24 protein-coding genes are annotated in these 24,328 nt (G+C 44.9%); 13 read left to right on the top strand and 11 right to left on the bottom strand.

Annotation, left to right across the window (positions count from 1 at the left end):
- Positions 1-104 precede the first annotated feature (104 nt).
- Both GGE08_RS05910 and GGE08_RS05905 read left to right on the top strand, forming a co-directional pair.
- On the top strand, positions 105-644 hold the full coding sequence (locus GGE08_RS05910; RefSeq protein ID WP_127141627.1) for a DUF4252 domain-containing protein: 540 nt from the start codon (positions 105-107) through the stop codon (positions 642-644).
- Between the two features lie 138 nt (positions 645-782).
- Positions 783-1,598: a mechanosensitive ion channel family protein gene (locus tag GGE08_RS05905; RefSeq protein ID WP_179383978.1), complete on the top strand. Its 816-nt coding sequence runs from the start codon at positions 783-785 to the stop codon at positions 1,596-1,598.
- Positions 1,599-1,666: 68 nt separating this feature from the next.
- Here GGE08_RS05905 and purB read toward each other — a convergent pair whose 3' ends face one another.
- Positions 1,667-3,010, bottom strand: coding sequence for an adenylosuccinate lyase (purB, locus tag GGE08_RS05900; protein WP_179383977.1), 1,344 nt, complete (start codon positions 3,008-3,010; stop codon positions 1,667-1,669).
- Positions 3,011-3,056: 46 nt separating this feature from the next.
- Positions 3,057-3,629, bottom strand: coding sequence for a hypothetical protein (locus tag GGE08_RS05895; RefSeq protein ID WP_179383976.1), 573 nt, complete (start codon positions 3,627-3,629; stop codon positions 3,057-3,059).
- Between the two features lie 34 nt (positions 3,630-3,663).
- Between GGE08_RS05895 and GGE08_RS05890 the strand changes: the two genes are divergently transcribed.
- Positions 3,664-4,116 carry a heme-binding domain-containing protein gene (locus GGE08_RS05890; protein ID WP_179383975.1) on the top strand — a complete coding sequence of 151 codons (453 nt, stop codon included), beginning with the start codon at positions 3,664-3,666 and terminating at the stop codon, positions 4,114-4,116.
- Here the strand turns inward: GGE08_RS05890 and GGE08_RS05885 are convergent.
- From GGE08_RS05885 to GGE08_RS05875, 3 genes are read right to left on the bottom strand one after another with little or no spacing between them, the layout of a single operon-like run.
- The gene (locus GGE08_RS05885) at positions 4,100-4,798 is read right to left on the bottom strand and encodes an SIR2 family NAD-dependent protein deacylase (RefSeq protein WP_179383974.1); all 699 of its coding nucleotides are present in this window, start codon (positions 4,796-4,798) and stop codon (positions 4,100-4,102) included. The genes GGE08_RS05890 and GGE08_RS05885 overlap by 17 nt on opposite strands.
- Positions 4,799-4,837: 39 nt before the next feature.
- Positions 4,838-5,320: a glutathione peroxidase gene (locus tag GGE08_RS05880; RefSeq protein ID WP_179383973.1), complete on the bottom strand. Its 483-nt coding sequence runs from the start codon at positions 5,318-5,320 to the stop codon at positions 4,838-4,840.
- 1 nt (position 5,321) lies between these two features.
- The gene (locus GGE08_RS05875) at positions 5,322-5,744 is read right to left on the bottom strand and encodes a hypothetical protein (protein ID WP_179383972.1); all 423 of its coding nucleotides are present in this window, start codon (positions 5,742-5,744) and stop codon (positions 5,322-5,324) included.
- 184 nt (positions 5,745-5,928) lie between these two features.
- Between GGE08_RS05875 and GGE08_RS05870 the strand changes: the two genes are divergently transcribed.
- Genes GGE08_RS05870 through GGE08_RS05860 form a run of 3 tightly spaced genes read left to right on the top strand, consistent with a single transcriptional unit; the run spans position 5,929 to position 7,535 of the window.
- On the top strand, positions 5,929-6,582 hold the full coding sequence (locus tag GGE08_RS05870) for an RNA methyltransferase (RefSeq protein WP_179383971.1): 654 nt from the start codon (positions 5,929-5,931) through the stop codon (positions 6,580-6,582).
- A 41-nt stretch (positions 6,583-6,623) separates the two neighbouring features.
- Positions 6,624-7,151 (top strand): SRPBCC family protein, encoded by a 528-nt coding sequence (locus tag GGE08_RS05865; protein WP_179383970.1) that lies wholly within the window; start codon positions 6,624-6,626, stop codon positions 7,149-7,151.
- Positions 7,152-7,154: 3 nt separating this feature from the next.
- On the top strand, positions 7,155-7,535 hold the full coding sequence (locus tag GGE08_RS05860; RefSeq protein ID WP_257023963.1) for a VOC family protein: 381 nt from the start codon (positions 7,155-7,157) through the stop codon (positions 7,533-7,535).
- Between the two features lie 5 nt (positions 7,536-7,540).
- Here GGE08_RS05860 and GGE08_RS05855 read toward each other — a convergent pair whose 3' ends face one another.
- The 4 genes from GGE08_RS05855 to GGE08_RS05840 form a co-directional block, all read right to left on the bottom strand.
- Positions 7,541-9,226: an alpha-amylase family glycosyl hydrolase gene (locus GGE08_RS05855; protein WP_179383969.1), complete on the bottom strand. Its 1,686-nt coding sequence runs from the start codon at positions 9,224-9,226 to the stop codon at positions 7,541-7,543.
- A gap of 97 nt (positions 9,227-9,323) precedes the next feature.
- Positions 9,324-10,106: a carboxypeptidase-like regulatory domain-containing protein gene (locus tag GGE08_RS05850; RefSeq protein WP_179383968.1), complete on the bottom strand. Its 783-nt coding sequence runs from the start codon at positions 10,104-10,106 to the stop codon at positions 9,324-9,326.
- 75 nt (positions 10,107-10,181) lie between these two features.
- The gene (locus GGE08_RS05845; protein WP_179383967.1) at positions 10,182-11,942 is read right to left on the bottom strand and encodes a DEAD/DEAH box helicase; all 1,761 of its coding nucleotides are present in this window, start codon (positions 11,940-11,942) and stop codon (positions 10,182-10,184) included.
- 144 nt (positions 11,943-12,086) lie between these two features.
- The gene (locus tag GGE08_RS05840) at positions 12,087-12,668 is read right to left on the bottom strand and encodes a non-canonical purine NTP diphosphatase (protein WP_179384565.1); all 582 of its coding nucleotides are present in this window, start codon (positions 12,666-12,668) and stop codon (positions 12,087-12,089) included.
- A 58-nt stretch (positions 12,669-12,726) separates the two neighbouring features.
- Here GGE08_RS05840 and GGE08_RS05835 point away from each other — a divergent pair, with 58 nt between their 5' ends.
- Positions 12,727-13,179 carry an isoprenylcysteine carboxylmethyltransferase family protein gene (locus GGE08_RS05835; protein WP_179383966.1) on the top strand — a complete coding sequence of 151 codons (453 nt, stop codon included), beginning with the start codon at positions 12,727-12,729 and terminating at the stop codon, positions 13,177-13,179.
- Between the two features lie 357 nt (positions 13,180-13,536).
- The gene (gene serA / locus GGE08_RS05830) at positions 13,537-15,429 is read left to right on the top strand and encodes a phosphoglycerate dehydrogenase (protein WP_179383965.1); all 1,893 of its coding nucleotides are present in this window, start codon (positions 13,537-13,539) and stop codon (positions 15,427-15,429) included.
- 81 nt (positions 15,430-15,510) lie between these two features.
- On the opposite strand, the gene rlmH is transcribed toward serA, so the two are convergent.
- Entirely contained in the window at positions 15,511-15,984 is a 474-nt protein-coding gene (rlmH, locus tag GGE08_RS05825) for a 23S rRNA (pseudouridine(1915)-N(3))-methyltransferase RlmH (protein WP_179383964.1), read from the bottom strand.
- Positions 15,985-16,240: 256 nt separating this feature from the next.
- On the opposite strand from rlmH, the gene GGE08_RS05820 reads away from it, so the two are divergent.
- From GGE08_RS05820 to priA, 5 genes are all read left to right on the top strand, one after another.
- Complete coding sequence (locus GGE08_RS05820; protein WP_179383963.1) at positions 16,241-18,397, top strand: BspA family leucine-rich repeat surface protein; 2,157 nt, start codon at positions 16,241-16,243, stop codon at positions 18,395-18,397.
- Between the two features lie 307 nt (positions 18,398-18,704).
- On the top strand, positions 18,705-19,562 hold the full coding sequence (gene nadC, locus GGE08_RS05815) for a carboxylating nicotinate-nucleotide diphosphorylase (protein WP_179383962.1): 858 nt from the start codon (positions 18,705-18,707) through the stop codon (positions 19,560-19,562).
- The gene (locus GGE08_RS05810) at positions 19,563-20,543 is read left to right on the top strand and encodes a YihY/virulence factor BrkB family protein (protein WP_179383961.1); all 981 of its coding nucleotides are present in this window, start codon (positions 19,563-19,565) and stop codon (positions 20,541-20,543) included.
- Positions 20,518-20,967, top strand: coding sequence for a DUF2147 domain-containing protein (locus tag GGE08_RS05805; protein ID WP_179383960.1), 450 nt, complete (start codon positions 20,518-20,520; stop codon positions 20,965-20,967). The genes GGE08_RS05810 and GGE08_RS05805 overlap by 26 nt, the downstream gene beginning before the upstream one ends.
- Before the next feature lie 2 nt (positions 20,968-20,969).
- Entirely contained in the window at positions 20,970-23,426 is a 2,457-nt protein-coding gene (gene priA / locus GGE08_RS05800) for a primosomal protein N' (protein WP_179383959.1), read from the top strand.
- On the opposite strand, the gene GGE08_RS05795 is transcribed toward priA, so the two are convergent.
- Positions 23,427-24,119 (bottom strand): LytR/AlgR family response regulator transcription factor, encoded by a 693-nt coding sequence (locus GGE08_RS05795; RefSeq protein ID WP_179383958.1) that lies wholly within the window; start codon positions 24,117-24,119, stop codon positions 23,427-23,429.
- Positions 24,120-24,328: the final 209 nt, after the last annotated feature.

The following is a 24,328-nucleotide window of genomic DNA, read 5'->3' as shown; positions in this document are numbered from 1 at the left end:
TCGGTTGACAGTAATCGGGTGCGACTTGTAACAAAACACAAGAAACAACAACTCATTACTGTCAACCAATTTTAAGGTATTCTATCAATCAAAAAATGAAACAGATGAAACATATTGTAAAAACACTAGTATTGGCCGGAGCAGTGCTTCTGGCTTCCTGTGCTTCGCAGCCCAGTCTGCAAGAATATTACGTGGACAATTCGGAGAACCCCAACTTTTTGTCCATTGACGTACCCGCAAGTATCCTAAAATTGAACGAGGAGGATTTGAACCCGACCCAAAAGGAGGCCATCGAATCCCTGCGTAAGTTCAATCTACTGGCCTTCAAGAAGAATGCGGACAACGCGGCAGAATATGAAATCGAAAAGAAAAAAGTACGCGAAATCCTTAAAGGAGACGACTTTGTGGAGCTGATGAAAATCAATTCCAAATACGGCAAGGGCGTCATTAAATATTTGGGCGACGAAGATGCCATTGACGAAGTGATCATTTACGGCGACAGCGAAGATAAGGGCTTTGCCCTGGTGCGTGTACTGGGCAAGGATATGAACCCCGCCCACATTATCCAATTAATGCAGGCCATTCAAAAATCCGACTACAAAGGTGAAGGCCTTGGCGAAATTGGAGACTTTTTAAAAGGCTAAGACCAATCATTATATCCATCTAATCAGGGCGACTTTTGTCGCCCTTTTTTATGTTCAATGAAACTCCATTCCTTAAACTGTGACTTGGTTTAGTATCTTAGTGTCTCATAACAAGCACACTGACAAAAATTCAACCTTATGGAAAAAGCGCAGGAATGGTTCGATTACGGTATTGAACTTAGTAAGGAATTCGGTCCCAAATTACTAACGGCCCTCATCATCTATATCGTGGGGATGTGGGTGGTAAAGAAAATCATCAAAGGAACCCGCACAGTAATGTCCAAAAGCAAGTACGATGAATCCCTCCAAAAGTTTTTGTTGAACCTCTTCTCTTGGGCACTCAAAATATTCTTGATCATTATTGTGATTTCCCGTTTGGGTGTCGACGTCACTACCTTTGCCGCAGTTATCGCCGCTGCTGGTTTGGCGGTAGGTCTGGCCTTACAGGGCTCCCTCTCCAATTTTGCAGGAGGGGTGCTCATCATGATTTTTAAGCCGTACAAAATCGGCGACTTGATCGAGGCCCAAGGTGTTTTGGGCAAGGTAAAGGGCATTGAAATATTTACCACTAAGTTGGTAACGCCCCAAAGCAGATTGGCCATTGTGCCCAATGGTGCCATGGCCAATGGGAACATCATTAATTACACCGCCGAAGGGAAAGTTCGGGTAGATACGGTGATCGGGGTCGGTTATGGGGAGGATATCAAAAAAACTAAGGAGGTGTTACTGCAGGTCCTGACCTCCAACCCCAAAGTGTTGAAAGACCCGGCTCCCTCCGTAAATGTGTTGGAGTTGGCAGATAGCTCCGTGAATTTTGCCGTACGGCCCTTTTGCGAGCCAGATGATTACTGGGACGTGTACTTTGACACCTATGAAAACAGTAAATTGGCCTTGGATGAAGCTGGCATTGAAATCCCATATCCACATAGGGTCAACATCGAGAAAAAGGAGTAGAACGTTTTTCCTTTTAAGTATGGGCTGAGCCATCATTTTTTTTGGATGGGCCTCTGCTAATTAGAAAACTACACCCCGGTATAATTCGCTGGGGTGATCTGTTTCAACTCCGCCTTAATCGCATCTGACACTTCCAAGGTTTCAATGAAATCTGCAATGGATTTCTGGTTGATCTTGGCATTGGTGCGTGTCAAACCTTTCAGCGCTTCGTATGGATTGGGATAGCCTTCCCTGCGCAAGATGGTTTGAATGGCTTCGGCAACAACGGCCCAGTTATCCTCCAAATCCTCTTCAAATTTAGTAGGGTTCAACACCAATTTGTTCAAACCCTTTAAAGTGGATTGGAATCCGACCAAGGTATGTGCAAAAGGAACGCCCACATTCCGTAAAACGGTACTGTCCGTAAGGTCGCGCTGCAATCGGGAAATGGGCAATTTGGCGGACAAATGCTCAAAAACCGCATTGGCCAAGCCTAAATTTCCTTCGGAATTCTCAAAATCGATAGGGTTTACCTTGTGCGGCATGGCAGAAGAGCCAACCTCACCTTTTTTGATTTTCTGCTTGAAGTAATCCATCGAGATGTAGGTCCACATATCGCGGTCCAAATCGATCAAAATGGTATTGATGCGCTTCAAGCAATCGAACAAAGCGGCCATGTGGTCGTAATGCTCAATCTGTGTGGTGGGGAAGGAGTGGTGTAAACCTAATTTCTCCTGCACAAACTGCTTTCCAAATGCTCTCCAATCGTTTTGGGGATAAGCGACTTTGTGTGCATTGTAATTTCCCGTGGCTCCCCCGAATTTAGCGGCACTAGGAATGTCGTTCAATAGGTTGAACTGCTCCTTGAACCTTTCCACAAACACCTCGATTTCCTTGCCCAAACGGGTAGGGGAGGCCGGTTGCCCATGGGTACGGGCCAACATGGGGATATTTTCCCATTCCTTTGCCAATTCCTTCAATTTTTCAAATACTTCCAGATAGGCAGGCACATACACATCGTTCATCGCCTCTTTGATGGATAACGGAATGGCTGTATTGTTGATATCTTGGGATGTCAATCCAAAATGGATGAACTCCTTGTATTTTTGAAGGTGGAGTCCATCAAACTTTTGTTTGATGAAATATTCCACCGCCTTTACATCGTGATTGGTCGTTTTTTCTATGTCCTTGATGACTTGTGCATCTTCCGTAGAAAAATCCTGATAAATTTTTTGGAGCTCGGTGAACAGCCCTTTGTCAAAATCGGCCAATTGGGGCAAAGGAATCTCGCAAAGCGCAATAAAGTATTCAATTTCAACAAGAACCCTATATTTAATCAGGGCTTCCTCCGAAAAATAGTCCTTAAGGGCCTTGGTCTTGTTTCGATACCTACCGTCAATGGGTGAAATGGCATTTAGTTGGGTGAGCGACATGTTCCAGAAAATTTTGAAAGCCCCAAAGATACTTAAAGTCTACAGTTTAGACGCCCAATCGGGCCAACTTATCCAGAGTTTTTTTGGCCCTGTTTCGGTAACCACTGGTCCCGTTAGGGTAATTGTCCTCCAAAACCTGCTTCAATTCGGGGTGGACCCAATCAAATTTAAAGCCTAGGTAATACAGGCTGCTCATGGCGAACACCTTGGGCGCAATATTCATGGGTCCGATGAGCCAATCAAAACAGGCGGTCATTATTTTTTCCAACTGATTATTGGTGACTGTTTTTAAAAAAGTAGGGTCTTTTTTCTTAAAGTAGGCTTCGCATACCATTTCGCAAACGTGGGCGATGGGCCGAATACAGGATTCTGATTGCAGTTGCGAAAGCCCATTGGTAAAGGTTTCCATAAAGGGCAACAGATAGTGAAGCTGTTTTCGCATTAAATGGTCAAACGTCCAGCTTGCATTAAAGGTACCTTCTTTATCTTCTTGTAAAACGTACTGAAAAAGCACCTCTGCCAGTTGTGGTTCTTTCTCCAATTGTCCAACCAATATATCGATTTGCGCTTTGGAAATCCTTGTGGCAAAAAGAGAGGTATGCAGCTGTTTCTCGGTCATGAAAATTCAATATATTTACCAAAATCCTTATCCAATGAAAATAGCAAAAAAAATCGCATTGGCACTCTTGGTGGTGCTAGTTGGGATGCAATTTTACCGTCCGGAAAAAAATGTGGCAGCAGGTGACTATGTAGCTGCTTTTGAAACCGAGACCAATCCTTCCCCAGAGGTAAAGGCCATTTTGAATACCGCTTGTTACGATTGTCATAGTGACAACACAGAATATCCTTGGTACAACAACATCGCCCCTGTTTCCTATTGGTTGGCAGACCATATCGAAGATGGGAAGAAACACTTGAACTTTTCTGATTGGCAGAATTACGATACCAAGAAGAAAGACCATAAATTGGAAGAGCTTATCGAAGAGGTGAAAGAAGGAGAAATGCCCTTAAAAGAATACACTTGGACCCACGGGGATGCTAAACTTACCCAAGAGCAGATCAACGCCTTGGTGTCTTGGGCCAAAGATGCTAGAGCCAATTATTAAGAAGTTCCTCTACTAAATCTGGAACGCCTTGGGCCGCGGTTTTGGGAATCACTGTAAGATTTTCAAAATCCGAAGAGCGGATGTTGGGGCGCGGGTCGATGAAATAAATCGGCGTTCGGTTTGGGGCATAATGAATCAAACTGGCGGCGGGATATACCTGCATGGAGGTACCGACGACAATCAATATTTCCGCTTGTTGGGTGATTTGGGCCGCAATTTCCAGCATGGGGACCATTTCACCAAACCAAACAATATGTGGCCGCAATTGATGCCCGCTTGGGTCGGTATCGCCCAAAACGAGGTCCTTTTGCCAATCTAAAACATGGCTTTCATCCACGGTGCTGCGCACTTTGAATAATTCTCCGTGCAAATGAATCACATGCGAACTGCCTGCTTTTTCATGCAGATTATCCACATTTTGGGTCACAATGCTTACGTCAAACGCTTGCTCCAGCTTGGCCAAGGCTCGGTGTCCAGCGTTTGGTGACACCTCCAATAGTTGTCTTCTGCGCTGGTTATAAAATTCCAGCACCAATTCAGGGTTTCGGGCAAACCCTTGGGGCGAGGCAACTTCCATCACATCGTGACCTTCCCAAAGTCCATTTTCGTCCCTAAAGGTTTTCAACCCGCTTTCGGCACTCATCCCTGCTCCCGTGAGCACTACAATTTTCGGTTTGGACATATAGGCTTCAATTAATTTTGAAAAGCTGATGAGAAGTGATCACAGTAGTTTTTCGATATGCTTTTCCAAATCCTTGGGTATGGTGGTTGGACCGAATCGCTTTTTAGGAACCCCGTTCTTGTTGATCAAGAATTTGGTGAAGTTCCATTTGATCTTGCTGCCAAAAATACCACCGCCCAGTTTGGACTTTAAAAACTTAAATAGGGTATGTGCACTGCTTCCATTGACCTTAATTTTTTCGAACATAGGAAAACTAACGCCATAATTTACTTGGCAAAACTCCTGTATTTCTTCGGAGGTGCCACTTTCTTGGTTGCCAAATTGGTTGCAGGGAAAACCCAGAACCACCAACCCCTTATCCTTGTACTTTTGGTACAATTTTTCCAAGCCTTTGTATTGTGGGGTCAATCCGCATGCACTTGCAGTGTTCACTACCAGAATGGTCTTGCCTTTGAATTCCTCCATGGAGATTTTTTCTCCGTTCAAACCATTGGCCTCAAAATCATAAAAAGATGCATTCATATTAATCTTTTGATTTGTTCATCAAGTGTTTTAATGCTCCTGTGGACCACAAGGCCCAAAGAATCAATACGGGTTGAAAGAACAACCGGATGAATCTTTTTCGGTCCGTGTCCAATCCAAAGGCATCTATGCCATTTGTGTATTGTGAAATATTTCCCGGAAAGATAAGCACATAAAAAATAGCCAATACAATCCCCACTTTAATCTGATGCTTCCAAAGAAATATCATGGCCAGCCCAAGGCCAATTTCCACAACGCCCGAAGCAACAACCACAAAATCCATGAATTCGGGACTACTGGGCAACCATCGAGGGACTTGGGCCTGAAATTCTTCCCGTTGAAAGGTAAGGTGTCCGATGCCGGCAAGCACCATCAATCCTCCCAAAATAATCCGCATTGTTTTTTGAAGTACGCTAGTTTTCATTTGTTGCTAAAATTGAACCTTGTTTGATAAAAGATAGGGAGTTTTCAGCAAAAAGAAAACCCGTGGTACAGTAAGGCTCAATTACATGGTCAAAGTTACTAAGGTATAGCTCCACCATCAAGCAATAACATATAGAAAAAATGCACTACGAGTCAAAAAAGCCATTTTTTCCTATCTTGGTTTTATGATCGATCATGATTTGCTGACATACTTGGAGACCTATCTTACCGAGGAACGAAAACAGCGATTTTTGGACGTGCTCCAAAAACGAACGAAGCATATTACCGTAGCGGTAGAAGATGTTTATCAATTGCACAATACCAGTGCCATTCTTCGTAGTTGTGATGTGTTCGGGGTACAGGAGCTTCATGTCATCGAACATCGATTTGGTAAGCGATTGGACAAGAATATTGCGGTGGGTGCCGAACAATGGGTGGATGTTCACCGGTACGGGACCACGGCAGATTGCGTTGCCAAACTAAAAAGCGAAGGATATCAAATTATTGCCACAACACCCCACAACGATTCCAGTCTGCTGCCCGATTTTTTTCCTTCTGAAAAATCGGCAATATTTTTTGGTACCGAAAAGGAAGGTCTTTCCAAAACAGTGATGCAGCAGGCCGATGGTTTCCTCAAAATCCCCATGGTCGGTTTTTCAGAGAGCCTTAATGTTTCGGTCTCCGCAGCCATTATCATTCAGCAATTGGTACAAAAAGTCAGGGATTCGGATGTTGATTGGCGTTTGACGGAAGCGGAAATACTGGAAAAACGCTTGGACTGGACCAAAAAATCCATCAAGCATGTAAAAGGGATCATCAAAAGATACGTATCCGAGTAATTTTTTTTGTATTTTTAATTGATAACCAATGAATTACAAACATGATCGTACTTTATATTCTTATGGCCATATTGGCCTTGATTCTTCTGTTGGCAGCCATTGCCCCAAAAAGGTATGATGTTTCCCGATCTATCGAAATCAATCGACCCAAAAGCGTTGTTTTTGATTATCTCCAATTATTGAAAAATCAAGATGAATGGTCCCCATGGGGCAAGCGCGACCCGAACATGACAAAGAATTTTACGGGTACCGATGGCGAAGTGGGTGCCGTAAGTAGTTGGAAAGGTAATAAGGATGTTGGGGAAGGGGAGCAGGAACTTACGCGAATTGTGGACGGCGAGCGCATCGAATCGGAACTTCGGTTTCTAAAGCCCTTTAAATCCACTTCCAATGCCTATATGGAGACCAAAGCGGTGGATACCGATACGACCAAGGTGATTTGGGGCTTCTCGGGCAAAAATAAGTTTCCCATGAGTATTATGATGCTTTTTATGAGCATGGACAAGGCCATCGGGAAGGATTTTGAAGAGGGGTTGGCAAGTTTAAAACAGATTTTAGAAAACAATTAAGTTATGGATTTTAATATGGTGGGCTGGTTCGAAATCCCCGTAGTGGATATGGACCGGGCCAAAACGTTTTATGAAGCGGTTTTTCAAGTGAAGATAGAACTACAGGATTTTGGGGGCACCAAAATGGGGTGGTTTCCTTCGGATATGGACAAACCGGGAGCTGCGGGCTCACTAATTCAAAACAAGGATTGGTACAAACCGAGCGATAGCCAAGGGGTATTGGTGTATTTCAACAGCTTGGATGTACAAAACGAATTGGACCGTATCGAGTCCAATGGAGGAAAAATTGTGCAGTCGAAGACCCAGATCAGCCCTGAAATCGGCTTCATGGCCGTTTTTTTGGATACGGAGGGCAATCGGATCGCTTTGCACTCCAGACAGTAATGGAATTACTCGACCAATTCCAATAGGGCAATGTCATACGCATTGTCCAAGACCACCTTTCCATTGGCCACGGTGACCTCTGTTTCGGAATAGGTATCGTACAGCACGGTGCCATCTCCAAAAAAGCCTTTTACCCATAGCGATTTTTTACCTTTAGGTAAATCCAACCCTACTACCACTTTGTCCCTATAGTCTCCGTTAACATAGGTTCTGGAGAATACGTAGGGCGATTTGGCCAGACGCTTATGTTTTCCAGCACCAATAGCCGGATGGTTGGCTCTGAACTGTCCCAGTTTTTGCCAATGTTTGTGTATGTTTTGTATTTCGGGAAGGCTATCCAAATCTTCCCAATTCATGAACGAGCGCAAAGTGGCATCACCTTCGGTTCCTTCTATGATCAAATTACGGGAGGTTTCGTCCCCATAATACACTTGTGAGGCACCGGGCGTCAACAGCAAAACATTGGCAGCACGATAGGTTTTTTTTCGCTCCTTGTCATAAGGCGCGCCATCATCGTGGGAAGTAAGATAGTTCAGTACGCTTTTGTCCTTTAATTTGGTCTGGAGCAGTTTGTTGTATTTTGAAAAAATCGCCTCATAGTTTTTATCTGCGTCGTTTTTCAGCTCAAAATTGATAAGGCTCTTGAATCCATAGTCAAAGAAATCTACTTTTTTGTCGCCAAAATCAAAATCGCGTCCGCCAGAAATACCGTAGTTGTAGACTTCGCCCACCATGTAAAATGGATTCTCGTCCAAAACTTGGTCCTGGTGTTTTTTCTTCCACATTTCAAAGGCATAAGTTGCTTCCGTATATAGGTCGGACCAAGCATTTTCGTTGACGTGCTTTACGGTATCCACACGGAAACCATCCACCCCTAAATCATTGATATAATCCGTAAGCCATTTGATGATGTAGTAACGGGGAGCCCTTGGATAGCCCGTACGTTCAAAAAAGAGTTGCAGTTCGTCCAGTTCCTTGCTCAAACGCCCTTCCTGTTTCCATTTGGCCAAAAGGGCATCGGGCAGTTCCACTGCTTCGTCAGACTCGGTCAGAATATCCGGTAGGTTCTCCACCAAAGTACAGGCCGTTGTATTTTCGTAGGTGGTGAACTCGCATTTGGGACCGGTGCGTACCCAATCATCGGGCCATACGGGGTCTTTTTCCGTGACTGGGCCAGTATGGTTCAACACCACATCCAATAAAATCCGGATACCCTTGCTATGGGCCGTTTTCACCAACTCTTCCAAATCCTTTTTGGTACCAAAATTGGGGTCTATCGCTGTCCAATCCTTTGCCCAATAGCCGTGGTAACCATAGGTTTTTCCAGTGCCTTCGTCGGTTGCGCCATGGATTTGCTCCACTACAGGGGTAAACCAAATGGCATTGATGCCCAAATCGGTGAAATAGCCTTCCTTGATTTTTTGGGTGATACCTTGAATGTCCCCGCCCTCAAAACCGCGTAAAACGCCAGTTTCCTCAGTCCTGTCAAAATTGATGTCGTTATCCGGATTGCCGTTGTTGAAGCGATCGGTGAGCAAAAAGTAGACATTGGCGCCTTCCCATACAAAAGGCACTTCTTTTTTAGGGCTTTCCTGTTCAACTACCTGTGTTACGACTTCAGGTTCCTTTTTAACTTTCTTGCAGCCAATAAATAAGGGAATAGAAAACAAAACAACAAGCAGTTTTTTCATGGATTGGGATTTTGTCTAAAACTATAAAATGCGAGCGTAATAAGAAAATTTATTTGCTGTGCACTTGGACTTGCCCAATCGGTTATGGGTGAATGGATTATTGGTTTCGGTTCAAAACTCGATACTCCTCATAGCAACTGGAAATGGCATCTAGAATTTGAAGGTCGTTCGCTGTTTTTATAAAGGATTTGGAATAGTTGCAATTGTTCAGGATGTCTTCAATGTCCACTTTTTCGAGTTGCAACAGTTCGGTCAATGTCTCCCTATCAAATTTGGAGGCCAAAAGGTCCCTGATGTTGTCATCTTCCTTGATTTGACGCAATTTACGCATCTGACGGGGCTTTTTGCCGAAAAGGTTCCGCAATAGGTCTGCCGGGTTCAATATGGCCCCCAACACCTTGGTTACGGCACTGGGGCTTTTGTTTCCGGCCTCGTAGCTGGCATTTAGTCCCGAGATGCTGTATTGATAGGCATTGTTCACGGGCAGGTTCTTCACGTCTATTTCCAAATATCCTGTGAGTTGATAGGGTCTAACCACCACTTCCTCCAAGGCATAGGCCAATTCGGTAAGTGCGATTTCCGTATTGCCAAAGCGCAACATATCATTGGTGACCCGTACTTTCTGTGTCTTAAACCCTAGGTAGGAGAAATATAGCGTATCATTCACAGCAGCGGGAATGGTAAACTTTCCATCCGGATTGGTAATGGTACCCTTTACCTGGTTCAAGTTGACCACGTGAACGCTTTCCAAAGGAAATTCCGTTTGGGCATTGATCACCGTCGCGGTAAACTCTTGGATTTCTTGGGCTTCATTACCTTCGACCTGGGAAAAACCGAGCAGCGGAGTTAGGGACAATAGTATAAGTAGTACTCTTTTCATGCAATCTTTGGAATGATAAAAATACTAAACAAAGAAAAATAAACAGCAGCGACCTACCTTTTAATATAGAATTAACTAATAAAAGCCCTGTCTTTTTTTGCTGCCCTTTTTACCATATCCTCCTTTTTTACCGCCTTTAAAAGACTTGTTGCCACCTTTGCGATGACCACCACCGCCACCTTTTCGGCCACGACGTTTTTTACCGCCTTTTCCTCCACCACCGCTTCCAGGATTTTTGGAAACTTCAACATTGATAAAACGCCCATCTACCTTAAAATCGGTAAAGGTTTGAAGGATAAATTCCGTAAGTTGGGCATCCGTGTTAAAGAAAGAGAAGGAATCCTTGGTGTCTACGTTATAAACATCTTCCTTTTCAAGGTTCAAGGTGTCACGAAGGAAATCTTTTAAGGACATCCAATCGTATCCATCCCGCTCCCCAATATTGATAAAGTAGCGTACGGAACCTTCCGTTGGGATTTCACCTTTGGTACTTCCTGTATCTTTTCCAGCATCTTGACTATTGAGGTCCTTGGTTTTGCTGTAGTAGTTGTAGAATTGGGTAAATTCTACGGAAAATATTTTTTTGATAAGGTCTTCTCTGTCAATGCCATCCAATACATCGTTGATGGCGGGCAAATAACTTTCAATTTCCTTGTTGATTTGGGTTTCCTTGATCCTGTTGGCCAAATGGTACAGCTGGATTTCGCAGATTTCGATACCATCAGGAATCTTTTTGGCTACGAAATCTTGCTGGATCTTTTTCTCGATGGCCTTTATTTTACGAAGCTCGGAGCGTGTAATGATGACCATGGAAATACCTGATTTTCCCGCACGGCCCGTACGTCCGCTTCGGTGGGTATAGGTTTCGATCTCATCTGGCAATTGGTAGTTGATGACGTGGGTTACATCATCCACATCGATTCCACGGGCGGCAACATCCGTAGCTACCAACATTTGCACCTGCTTTTTACGGAAGGAGTTCATCACCAAATCCCGTTGGTTTTGGCTTAGGTCTCCATGCAAAGCCCCGGCGTTGTAACCATCTTCGATTAATTTTTCGGCAACTCGTTGGGTATCGCGTTTGGTACGGCAAAACACCACGGAGAAAATTCCCGGATTGGCATCGGCCAAACGCTTAAGTGCTGCGTAGCGGTCGCGTCCGCCAACCACATAATACTCGTGCTGTACGGTAGAAGCGCCTGCATTTTTGGAACCTACGGTAATTTCCACAGGTTGATGCATAAACTTCTTGGCAATGGTGGCTACTTCTTTTGGCATGGTCGCCGAGAACAGCCAAGTAAGCTTTTCCTGCGGGGTATTCGATAGAATGTCCTTAATGTCCTCATAAAAGCCCATGTTCAACATTTCATCCGCTTCATCCAGTACACAATAATCAATTTTGGAGATGTCCACCATATTTCGGCCGATCATATCCTTCATACGGCCGGGAGTGGCCACAACGATCTGTGCACCTCGTTTAATTTGTTTGGCCTGTTCCGTAATGCTTGCACCACCATAAATGGCGACCACATTCAGTCCTTTGATGTATTTGGAGTAGAGTTTGAGTTCGTTGGTGATCTGCAGGCACAGTTCCCGTGTAGGGGATAGGATCAACCCTTGTGTGGTCCTGCTTTCTGCCTGAATCTTTTGGATCATTGGAAATCCAAAAGCGGCGGTTTTACCAGTTCCTGTTTGGGCCAAGGCCACCAAATCGGTTTCCTGTCCCAATAAAACGGGGATTGATTTTTCTTGTACTTCAGAGGGGGATTCAAATCCAAGATCGGAAATAGCATCCAATAGGGGTTTGTCCAACCCCAAGGCTTCAAATTTTGTCATAGCGGTGTATATACCTTAAATCGCAAATATGTTGTGTTGCATCGAGCGATTTGTATATAACCCATTTGAGCCCATCGCAACACCTTGCCCATACCGGCGGCGTTAATAAAGCGGCAAAGGTACACTTATTTTGATCGGTGCAAGCTACTGTGCCTTCTTTTTTAGGAATTCCACCAATTTTTCAATGGCCCGTCCCCGATGACTTATGGCATTTTTAACAGCGGAAGGCAGTTCGCCAAAGGTGTTGTCGTATCCGTTGGGCTTAAAAATAGGGTCGTAGCCAAAACCGCCCTCTCCATGCTTTTCCGTGGTAATTTGGCCTTCCACGATGCCCTCAAACGTATAACTCTCTCCATTAAGATTGAGATGGACCACCGTTTTAAAGTGCGCTGAGCGATCAGTTGCACCTTTCAGTTCGGATAGTAGTTTTTCCATATTGTCCGAAGCATTTTTCTGCCCACCGGCATATCTGGCGGAATACACGCCGGGCGCTCCGTTCAGGGCATCGACCAATAAACCGGTGTCGTCGGAAAAACAGTCCAAACCAAAGGTTTGGGTCACATAATCTGCCTTTATTTTGGCGTTTTCCTCCAACGTATCGCCCGTTTCGGGGATTTCCTCCACACAATTGATATCCTTTAACGATAAAATTTCAATGGTGTCTGGCAGAAGTTGCTGCACTTCCTTCAACTTATGGTCATTATGGGTGGCAAAAACGAGTTTCAATATAAAAGGGTTCTGTGTGAGTTTCAAAAGTAGTAATTTCGGGTTTTAACCCATAGTTATGCAATTGAAAGTACCACCTGCGTTGGTGATGTTGATTTTTGGAGGCTTGATGTATGTTTTGGACCGTTTTTTGCCCGTCGGCGAATTCAATTTTTTCGGAAGACGATTTTTGATGCTGTTCTTGTTCGGTCTTGGGCTAGTGGTGATCCTAATTTCCGTGATACAGTTTTTCATCAATAAGACCACGACGGACCCATTGCACTTGGATAAAAGCAGAAAGCTGGTCACCAATGGCATCTATAACTTTACACGGAACCCGATGTACTTGGGAATGTTGTTGTTCTTGTTGGCCTTTGGCCTAAAGCTGGGCAATGCCTTCAATACCTTGGTGGCAGCGGGCTTTGTTTCCTACTTGAACCATTTTCAGATAAAACCCGAGGAGGAAGCCCTCAAAAAACAGTTTGGTCAAGAATATACGATCTATTGCAAGCTGACGCGGCGGTGGTTTTGATAAGTTTTAGGAGACAGGAGACAGGAGACAGGAGACAGGAGACAGGAGACAGGGTACAGTAAACAGGAGGCAGTTGACAGGAGATAAGTCTAAAAATCTAGGCATACAATCCTCCGTTTTTACTAGATCGATTCGTGAATATTAGTGCAATTCGTGTCATTATTGAAATTGCACTTGCACTTCTGCGTAATTTCTTTAGGGTTCTAACTTGCAAAAAAGTAGGATTTGGGTACCATTTCGAACAAATCGCAGTGGATTTTTGATTTATCCGCAAATGTGTAAGGTTTTTGATCAGTTCCGATTATAAGGATGGAATTAATGTTTAATTTTACCCTTTAATTTTTTTGAAGCGACCCCATGGTACACACTGGACGCAAATATGTGTTCGATTTTGATAGCACGCTCACACGTGTTGAGGCGTTGGATGTTTTGGCGGAAATGACCCTGCAAGGCAATCCGAAAATGGACGAAATTGTATCGGAAATCCAAAAAATCACCAATTTGGGGATTGATGGCGATATTTCCTTCACCGAATCCCTGGAGCGAAGAATCCGTTTGCTCAGCGCGAACAAAAGCGATCTAGAGGATTTGGTAAAGGAACTACGTCAAAAAATTTCCAAATCCATCGAGGCCAACAAGGAGTTTTTTCACGAGTATGCGGAAGATATTTATGTAATATCCTGTGGCTTCAAGGAATTTATCGATCCCATTGTGGAAGAATATAATATTCCATCGGAAAGGGTGTATGCCAATACCTTTACTTTTGATGCCGAAGGCAACATTACCGGTTTTGACGAAACCAATGTTTTGGCGTCCCATAATGGGAAAATTGAATGTTTAAAGAATCTGGATTTGGATGGCGAGGTCCAGGTGATTGGCGACGGTTACAGCGATTATGTGATGCGCGAGGCCGGAATAGCCCATAAATTTTTCGCCTACACTGAAAATGTGCATCGGGAAAAGGCGGCAAATAATGCCGACCACGTTGCACCGAACCTAGATGAATTTTTATTTGTGAACGATTTGCCAAGAAACTTATCATACCCCAAGAACAGAATCAAGATCCTTTTATTGGAAAATGTCCACCCTGCAGCCTTCGAAAACCTTTCGGAAGAAGGGTTCTCTGTGGAGTTGATCAAGACCAGCCTTTCCGAGGACGAACTCATTGAGCGAATCAAGGGAGTCCATGTGCTGGGCATCCGTTCCAAAACGCAGGTGACCCAAAAAGTGTTGGATGCTGCGGATAAACTTTTGGTTGTAGGTGCCTTTTGTATCGGAACCACCCAAATTGATTTGGAATACAGCAAAAAGAAAGGTGTAGTGGTCTTCAATGCACCGTACAGCAACACCCGTTCCGTGGTGGAATTGGCCGTAGGGCAGACCATTATGCTCATGCGAAGCATTTTTCCGCGCAGTACCGAAATCCACAATGGCGAATGGAACAAGACCGCCGCTGGTTCGCAAGAAGTACGTGGAAAGAATTTGGGTATTGTAGGCTACGGAAACATCGGGAAGCAAATGTCCGTTTTGGCCGAAGCTATGGGGATGAAAGTTTACTATTATGATGTAAATGACCAATTGGCCTTGGGAAATGCCGTAAAATGTGACACCTTGGAGGATTTGTTGAATGTTTCCGATGTAGTGACCTTGCATGTGGACGATAACAAAGCCAACAAAAATTTCATTGGTGAGCGGGAAATCAACCAAATGAAGGATGGTGCCAAGCTCATCAACCTTTCTAGAGGTTTTGTGGTAGATATTGACGCTTTGACCAACGCTCTAAAAAGCGGCAAACTGGGTGGAGCGGCCATCGATGTGTACCCATCCGAGCCCAAGAGCAATGGAGCCTTTGAAACTCCGTTGCAAGGACTACCTAACGTGATTTTAACCCCCCACATTGGCGGAAGTACCGAAGAGGCGCAGCGCGACATAGCAGAGTTTGTGCCGAACAAGATCATGGATTACATCAATACGGGAAATACGGTAGATGCCGTGAACTTTCCCAATATCCGACTGCCCAAACAGAACAAATCGCACCGCTTTTTACATATTCACCGAAACGTACCGGGTATCATGGCCAAAATCAACGAGATATTGGCGCAGTATGGTCTCAATATTTCAGGTCAATACCTATCGACCGACAGCGAGGTGGGCTATGTGATTACCGATTTGGATAAAGAGTACGATAAAAATGTCATCAAGGCACTGAAGAAAATCGAGAACACCATTAAGTTTAGGGTGCTTTATTAACAGAAGGAAGACCGCTGCGCTTCAAGAAACAGGAACAAGGACTGTTTTGGTCCTGGTTCTTGACTCTTGCCTCCAATTATCTCATTGATGATGATAAGGTTCGTTTCGTAAAATCGTGAACCCTCTATAGATTTGCTCTACGATGAACAAGCGCACCATTTGGTGGGAAAAGGTCATTTTGGAAAGGCTAATTTTACCCGAACTTTTGGCGTAAACGGCTTCACTGAACCCATAAGGACCACCAATGGCCAGAACCAGATTTTTGATACCACTGTTCATCTTTTTTTGTAGGAATTGGGCAAAATCCACAGAGCTGTATTGCTTTCCTTTCTCGTCCAGCAGTACCAAAGCATCAGTAGGCTGTAGTTGCGCCAAGATCAATTCCCCTTCCTTTTCCTTTTGTTGGGCTTCCGAAAGGTTTTTCCGGTTTTTGATATCGGGAATGATTTCCATTTGAAACTTGATGTAATGCTTCAACCGTTTTTCGTAAATGGTTATAAGTGACTCAAGTTCAGCTTTATCTGTTTTGCCAATGGCCATTAAGGTAATCTGCATGCCCAAAAATAGATTTTTTCCAGTAAGAAACTCAAGTTTACAAAGAAAGACATCCACTTCAGGATTCCATTTTTTTTCAATCATGTAGAATCAACCCCAAACTCCGAACCCTTAACCCGAAACCCGAACCCCAAAACCCCATCCGTCAGATCAGAACCCCCATCCGTCAGATCAAAAGGGGCATCCGTCAGATCGTCCCTTTTACATTGGCGGTGTTGTCGGATATTGGTGCCGATTTTACCCAAACCTACACTGTATGAAGACAAGATACCTATTGCCCGGACTTTGCGCCTTGGCACTGTTGTGGTCCTGCGACCCCAATGAAAGCGATTCGGAGCTGGTGAACCATGCCCCCGTGGTCCCCGACCAGAACTTTACCGTACCGGAGGCCCTTCCCGCAGGCTCGCCCATAGGCGCGCTCAAGGCCACCGACAAGGACGGGGACGCCCTGGTCTTTTCCCTTACGGACGACCAGAGCGGGTTCTTTTCTGTAACTAAGGGAGGTACGCTCTCCCTATCCGAAGGCCAGTCCCTCGATTACACCAAATACCCCGAACAGCAACTGAAGATCTATGTGCACGATGGCACGGTGGGAAGGCCCGGCAACATCACGATAACAGTAGTCCGTACCGATCCCGAAAACCTGCCGCCCACCATGGAGGCGCAGACCTTCGAGGCTAACGAGGACATCGGCGATACCGATATCATTGGGACCGTAACGGCCACCGACCCCGAAGAGGATGCACTGGCCTTCGCCATCGTGGAGGACGTGGACGGGCTCTTTGAGCTCACCGAGGCGGGGGAACTTTCCTTGGCAGCGGGCAAGAGCTTGGACTTTGAGACCAAGCAAGAACATGTCATTACCGTAACCGCCAACGACGGCAACGGATTTGTACAAGCGGAGATAACGGTCCAAGTGCTCGATGTGGACGAGCCCACCATGGAGGCGCAGACCTTCGAGGCCAACGAGGACATTGGCGATACCGATATCATTGGGACCGTAAAGGCCGACTACCCTGGCGGGGACAACATTACCTTTGCCATCGAGGAGGACGTGGACGGGCTCTTTGAGCTCACCGAAGCGGGGGAACTTTCCTTGGCAGAGGGCAAGAGCTTGGATTTTGAGACCCAGGAAGAACATACCATTACCGTAAGCGCGAGCGACGGCAATGTTCCTGTACAAGCCATCATCACCATCCAAGTGCTCAATGTGAACGAAGCCCCTACAGCGGCCGACCAAGGTTTCGAGGCCAATGAGGACATTGCGGACACCGAGGTAATAGGCACCCTAACGGCGAACGACCCCGAAGGGGATGAAATTACCTTTACCCTAGCAGAAAATTTGGACGGGCTCTTTGAGCTCACCGAGGCGGGCGAACTTTCACTGGCAGAGGGAGCAAACTTGGACTTTGAGACCCAGGAAGAACATACGATCACCATAAGCGCCAGCGACGGCACCAACGAACCGGTTACCTTTACCGTGACCATCACGGTGAACAACGTTATGGATAGCCTATTTGAGGACCCGGCCTCCTTTATCCTAAAGTTCCAAGTAGTCGACGGCCAAGTGTTGGGCATAGGAACAAACCCAAACTACGACTACGATTTTACCATCGACTGGGGGGACGATACGGGCGAGCAACAAGTGAACCAACAAAATCCTACCCATTTGTATGCGAACGGGGGTACCTACTCGGTGGCCATCAAGGGCACTTTCCCGGCTTTATCGATGGGTTTTACGAACTCGGCCAGTAGAAATGCACTAGTGGATGTGTCCCAATGGGGCACCAATGTCTGGCAGAGCATGGAATTTACATTTTTCGGCTGTCAAAATCTGGTGGACTTTACGGCAATGGAAAGGCCCGACCTGTCCCAAGTGGAGAATATGTCAAGTATGTTTTATGGAGCTTCCAGCTTTAACGGGTCTATTGGCGATTGGGAAACAATAAACGTGACCAGTATGGCTCAAATGTTTCAGGGAGCTTCCAGTTTTAATCAAGACATTGGCGAATGGAAAACAGAAAATGTGACTAGTATGGTAAATATGTTCTGGGAAGCGAGCTCATTTAACCAAGATATTGGCCTGTGGAATACAAAGAATGTAACCAATATGGCACGTATGTTTCAAGAGGCCAGCAGTTTCGACCAAAACTTAGGCGTATGGGATATAAGCAGTATTGCGTTTATGTCAGATATGTTCGATAACTCCGGCATGTCCCACACCAATGCCAATGCCACTTTGGCCGGGTGGGCCAATTTTGTGCAGGTAAATGAAGGGCCCTTCGATATAGCATTGGGAATGGAAAATGTTCCGCTTTGTGGTGAGAGTGGTGATTATGCCTTAAATGTTCTGATAAATGATTATAATTGGCAGATTCCACAAACCTTTGACTATAATCCAGAGTGTCCATAAAAAAATCAGTTTTTAGAAAGGGGCAACCACTGGAAAACCTGCTCTCGTTTTCCGGTGGCTTGCCCCAAACTGGTTTCTGGGGCTTTTTACCCTGAACTCGTTTCAGGGTCTTTTTTTGCCCTAAACGAAAACGCCATCTTTTAAATGACATAAACCATTAAACCCGAAACCCGAAACCCGCAACCCGCAACCCGAAACCCGCAACCCAAAACCTCATCCACCACTGGCATTATTTTCGGTATAACTCCACAACATAATTGTAGACCAAGAAAGATGTTTTTACTATTTTCGTGAAAACCCCATTTGGATGATTTCCGAAGCACAATTTCAACACGAACTGGATCTGATCATTGCCAATGCCGTTAGGGAAGATGTTGGTGATGGCGACCACAGTTCCTTGGCCTGTATTCCCGCATCCGCGCAGGGAAAGGCAAAACTGTTGGTCAAGGATGAAGGCATTATTGCAGGTGTGGCCTTTGCCCAACAGGTCTTTCACTACGTGGACCCACAACTTAAGATGGAGATCTTGATGGAGGATGGTTCCTCCGTCAAATACGGGGATGTGGTATTTTATGTGGAAGGCAGTTCGCAAAGTATTTTAAAGGCCGAGCGTTTAGTGCTCAATGCCATGCAGCGCATGAGTGCCATTGCCACCAAGACCCAGGATTTTGTCTCCCTTTTGGACGGTACGGACACCAAAATTTTAGACACCCGTAAAACCACGCCCGGCATCCGGGCATTGGAAAAATGGGCCGTAACCATTGGAGGAGGGGAGAACCATCGATTTGCTCTTTACGATATGATCATGCTCAAGGACAACCATATCGATTTTGCCGGGGGTATCACCAAGGCCATTCAAAAAACAAAGGATTATCTGAAGGAGCAGGGGAAGGAATTAAAGATTATCGTGGAGGCCCGGAATTTAGATGAGGTAGACGAAATCCTGCAATCTGATGGCGTCTATCGCATTCTCTTGGATAATTTTGATTATGATGATACCCGTGAAGCCGTCAAACGGATAGGGGACCGGTGCCTTACCGAATCCTCTGGGGGCATTAACGAAGAAACCATCAGAACCTATGCCGAATGTGGCGTGAACTATATTTCTTCAGGAGCGCTTACCCATTCCGTTTACAATATGGACCTAAGCCTAAAAGCCGTTTAAATGTCAGCAGCCATCGAAGAGCAGTTGGAAAAGATACCCGTGATCAATTGGATGGTCCGGATATTGAAAAAGATAAAGCTCAAAGCTTTTGAAGGACTCTCTTTGTATGACTTGATCGAAATGTATTTGGTGGGCATTGTTAAAGGAACACTGTCCTCCCGGGCTAGTTCCATTGCGTTCAGCCTGTTTTTGGCCCTTTTCCCATTGCTTATTTTCTTATTGACACTGATTCCGTTCATCATACCCTACGTGAGTGTGGGCAATGAGAATTTTGATGCCCAATTCCTGGATTTTCTGGAGTCCTTTCTCCCTTCCGCAACCAGTGATTATTTTGGGGAAATCTATCAGCAAATCAAAGATCAAAAGCAAGGGGGATTGTTGTCCTCTGCCTTTATTTTGTCCATTTTTCTAGTGGCCAACGGCGTAAGTGCCATTTTTGGGGGCTTTGAGAATTCCTATCATGTGGAACTGACCCGAAATTTTTTCCGTCAGTATGCCTATGCGCTCATGGTGGGGCTCATTCTTTCCATTTTATTGATTGTGGGAGCCGTTGCCTTCGTATATTTTGAATTCTACATTGTGGAATACACTAGTGAGTATTTGGGCAAAACCTTGGGGTACGATGTGGAAAAAGGCGATACAGTGGGCATTCAGATAGCCAAAGTACTGTTCTTTTTGTTTTTGTCCTACATTACCACGGCCATACTGTACTATTTTGGAACCGCCGAAGGGCGTAAGGCACGATTCTTCTCCGCAGGTGCCTTGATGACTACCCTCTTGTTCTTGCTCACCTCTTATCTTTTTGGTATTTACGTGGACGAATTTGCCCGTTACAATGAACTTTATGGCGCTTTGGGAGGATTATTGATACTAATGGTGTTTATTTGGTTAAATTCAAACATTTTATTGTTGGGCTTTGAGCTCAATGCAACCTTAAATTCCCTTAAAAAAAGGCATGAAAAACAGAAGAATGATGCGTAAATGGGTTTTCGCCCTATGTTTTCTGATGGGTCAAATCACCTTTGCCCAGACCGTTTTTGGCAAATGGAAAACCATTGACGACCGTGATGGTACGGAAAAGGCGATCATCGAAATATATAAGGACGGTGGCTTGTTGCATGCCAAGGTGGTGAAGATTTTGCAGGAAGGAAAAAAAGGTGCGGTATGTACCAAATGTGAGGGAGAACGAAAAAATAAGCCTATCCTCGGCATGAAGATCATGGAGGATTTTGAGGAAAAGAAAGATGGGATCTACAAAGGCGACAAACTCTTCGACCCCGAACAGGCCATGACCTTTAGGGGCAGGGTATGGTTGGACGAGGAAAACGCCAACCGTCTCAAAGTACGGGGCTATCTCGCCTTTTTGTATCGAACCCAAACATGGCACCGGGTGATAGAGAACTAGATATGGATTATTTTTTGGAGGTTGTTTTGCCCATTCCCCTGGAGAAACTCTTCACGTATAAAATTTCAAAGGCTGAAGCGGATTTTTTACAGGAGGGCATGCGTGTGGCCGTTCCCTTCGGGAAATCCAAGATTTATACGGCTTTGGCCTACCGCATTCACCAAAATGCCCCGGAAGCCTACGAACCCAAGGAGATTTATCAGATTTTGGACGAACACCCAGTGGTTACACCAGTGCAACTCAGGCATTGGGAGTGGGTGGCGAAGTACTACATGTGCACCTTGGGGGAGGTGATTCGGACTGCGTTGCCCAGTGCCTTTATGTTGGAAAGCGAAACGCTGATTCTGCCCAATAAAAATGCCGAAGTGGATGAGCAGGAACTCAACGATGATGAGTTTTTGGTGTACGAGGCATTACAACATCAAACCGCATTAAAAATAGCTGAGGTCAGTGATATTGTGGACAAAAAGCACGTGTTAAAGCTCATCAATACCTTGGTGCATAAAGGCGTGGTGGTTCAAAAGGAGGAATTGTACGAGCAATACAAGCCTAAATTGGTCCGCTACGTAAAGCTTTCGGAACAGTATGATGATGAAGGGCAGTTGGCGGAATTGTTAAATGAGCTTACTAGAGCCCCTAAGCAGAGCCAAGTTGTACTTTCCTTGTTCCAACTAAAGGCGAAAAGCTCCAAACCCATACCCGTTGCCGAACTCGAAAAAGAAAGCAGAGCGTCAAGGGCCGTGATCAAGGCGCTTGTGGACAAAAACGTTTTGGAAGAGTACCACATCCGAAAAGATCGGGTGGAGTTTGATGAGCATTCCCAATCCTCAGCTAATGTCAATTTAAATGCATACCAACAACAGGCTTTGGAGGATATCCATCAAAGTTTTCAAGAGGATAAACCAGTACTGTTGCACGGAGTTACCTCCTCTGGAAAGACCGAGGTATACATCAAATTGATTCAAAAATGTCTGGAAGAGGGGAAACAAGCCTTATATCTGCTTCCAGAAATTGCTTTGACCTCCCAATTGATCAATAGGTTGCGACATTATTTTGGACATCAAGTATCCGTTTATCATTCCAAATACAGCATTCACGAAAGGGTAGAGGTGTGGAACAATGTGCTGAAGAATGCCGAGAAAGCCCAGATTGTCATTGGTGCACGTTCGTCGCTTTTCCTTCCGTTTACCCAATTGGGGTTGGTGGTGGTGGATGAGGAACATGAAACCTCTTTTAAACAATTCGACCCAGCACCACGTTACCACGCACGGGATGCGGCCGTGGTTTTGGCTTCCATGCACAAGGCCCACATTGTTCTGGGTTCCGCTACGCCAAGCATTGAGAGTATGTATAACGCCAAGACGAAAAAATATGGCTATGCTTCCATTGCCCATCGGTTTGGTGAGGTGCTGATGCCAGAGATCAATTTGGTGGACATCAAGGAAGCCACTCGAAAACGCCGTATGAAGGGTCATTTTTCCGAAATTTTGATCAAGGCGATGACCGAAGCCTTGGAGGAGGGGGAGCAAATCATACTTTTTCAAAACCGAAGGGGTTTTGCCCCAGTGGTGGAATGTACCACCTGCGGACATGTAGCCCAATGTCCCAATTGTGATGTCAGTTTGACCTATCATCAGTATAGAAATCAATTGCGTTGCCATTATTGTGGGTATCACATGGCGTTGCAGCAGGCGTGTTTGGCTTGTGGGAGCCCTACTCTGGACAACAAAGGTTTTGGTACGGAACAGATTCAGCAGGAATTGGGACAGTTGTTCCCCGATGTTTCGGTTGGGCGGATGGATTTGGACACTACCCGAGGAAAATATGCCTATGAGAAAATCATTTCATCTTTTGAAAATCAGGAAATGGATATTCTGGTCGGTACCCAAATGGTAACCAAGGGGCTGGATTTCAGAAATGTGAGCTTGGTGGGCATCATGAATGCGGATTCCATGCTCAATTTTCCTGATTACAGGGCGCATGAACGCAGTTTTCAAATGCTCACACAGGTGGCGGGTAGGGCAGGGCGCACCCAAAAGCGGGGCAAAGTGCTCATTCAAACCTACAATCCATACCATCAAATATTGCAACAGGTGACCACGAACAGCTACGATAGCATGTTCAAAGAGCAATTTTATGAAAGGGAGCAGTTTAAATATCCCCCTTTGGTGCGGTTGATCAAAATTACCTTAAAGGATAAAGATTTCAATAAATTGAACGAGGCAGCGGACTGGATGGCGGGGTCGTTGCGGAATGTGCTCGGCACGAATATTCTTGGCCCTGAATACCCACCGGTATCCCGAATCCGAAGGGACTATCTCAAAAATATATTGATCAAGGTGCCGAGGAAACAGCCCTTGGCCCAAACAAAAAATAGCATTAAAAGAATCGAAAAATCCTTTAATGCTATTTCTAAGTATAAAAGTGTACGATTGGTCTACAATGTGGACCACATCTAATTATACATTGGCCAGTGCTTCGGCTAGTTCTGTTTTTTTGTTTCTGCTCAAAGGAATCTGTCTGCCCCCTACTTCAACATTTTTACTGTTGAATTTTTCAATCTTCTCCAGATTCACAATATAAGACTTATGGATACGTAGAAATTTTTCGGCAGGCAATTGCTTTTCAAAAGATTTCATGGTGGATAGGATTACGATATTGGCTTCGTCGGTCACCAATTTGATGTAATCTCCCAGAGCCTCTATCCATTTAATGTCGTTTAGGATAACCTTACGCTTTTTAAGGTTGCTCTTTACAAAGATGTGCTCTTCGTCCTCATCTACGCGGTTCATTTGCTCGTATTTGGTAACGGCTCTTTTTACGGAGGCTTCAAAACGCGCTAGGGTGATGGGTTTGTGAAGGTAATCGGTTACATCGTAGTCAAATGCCTTTAGGGCATAATCAGGTTTTCCGGTAATAAGGATGACCTGTGGTGGGTTCTCTAGGGCCTCCAAAAGGTCAAAACCGCTGATGATGGGCATTTCAACATCTAAAAAGATAAGGTCGATTTCGTGGTTTTTTAGACCATTTTTGGCTTCAATGGCATTGCTGTACTCAGCAACCAAGGCGAGGTGTGGATGATTGTTGACCAACTTTGCAACGGCCATGCGCTGCATCGAGGAATCGTCTACAATTATACTTTTTAATTTCATAGAATGGGGTGATTTGTAGGGTTTTAAATCATGGGCAAATTACATAAAAAAGCCGCTTACGGGCAACAAAAGATGTAAACATGGTCTATTTTGTTGTGTAAATTGCCATAAGTGTTATTTAGGTTTATTGGGTTTTTCACTGTTGATAACTCTGTTACTTTAACGAAGTTTTTTTACTTTTCTTGCAGGGCGAAGGAATTATTATTAAT

This window comes from Allomuricauda sp. ARW1Y1 (assembly GCF_013407935.1).
Lineage (GTDB): Bacteria > Bacteroidota > Bacteroidia > Flavobacteriales > Flavobacteriaceae > Flagellimonas.
This window is presented reverse-complemented; position numbering and strand designations above follow the sequence as displayed.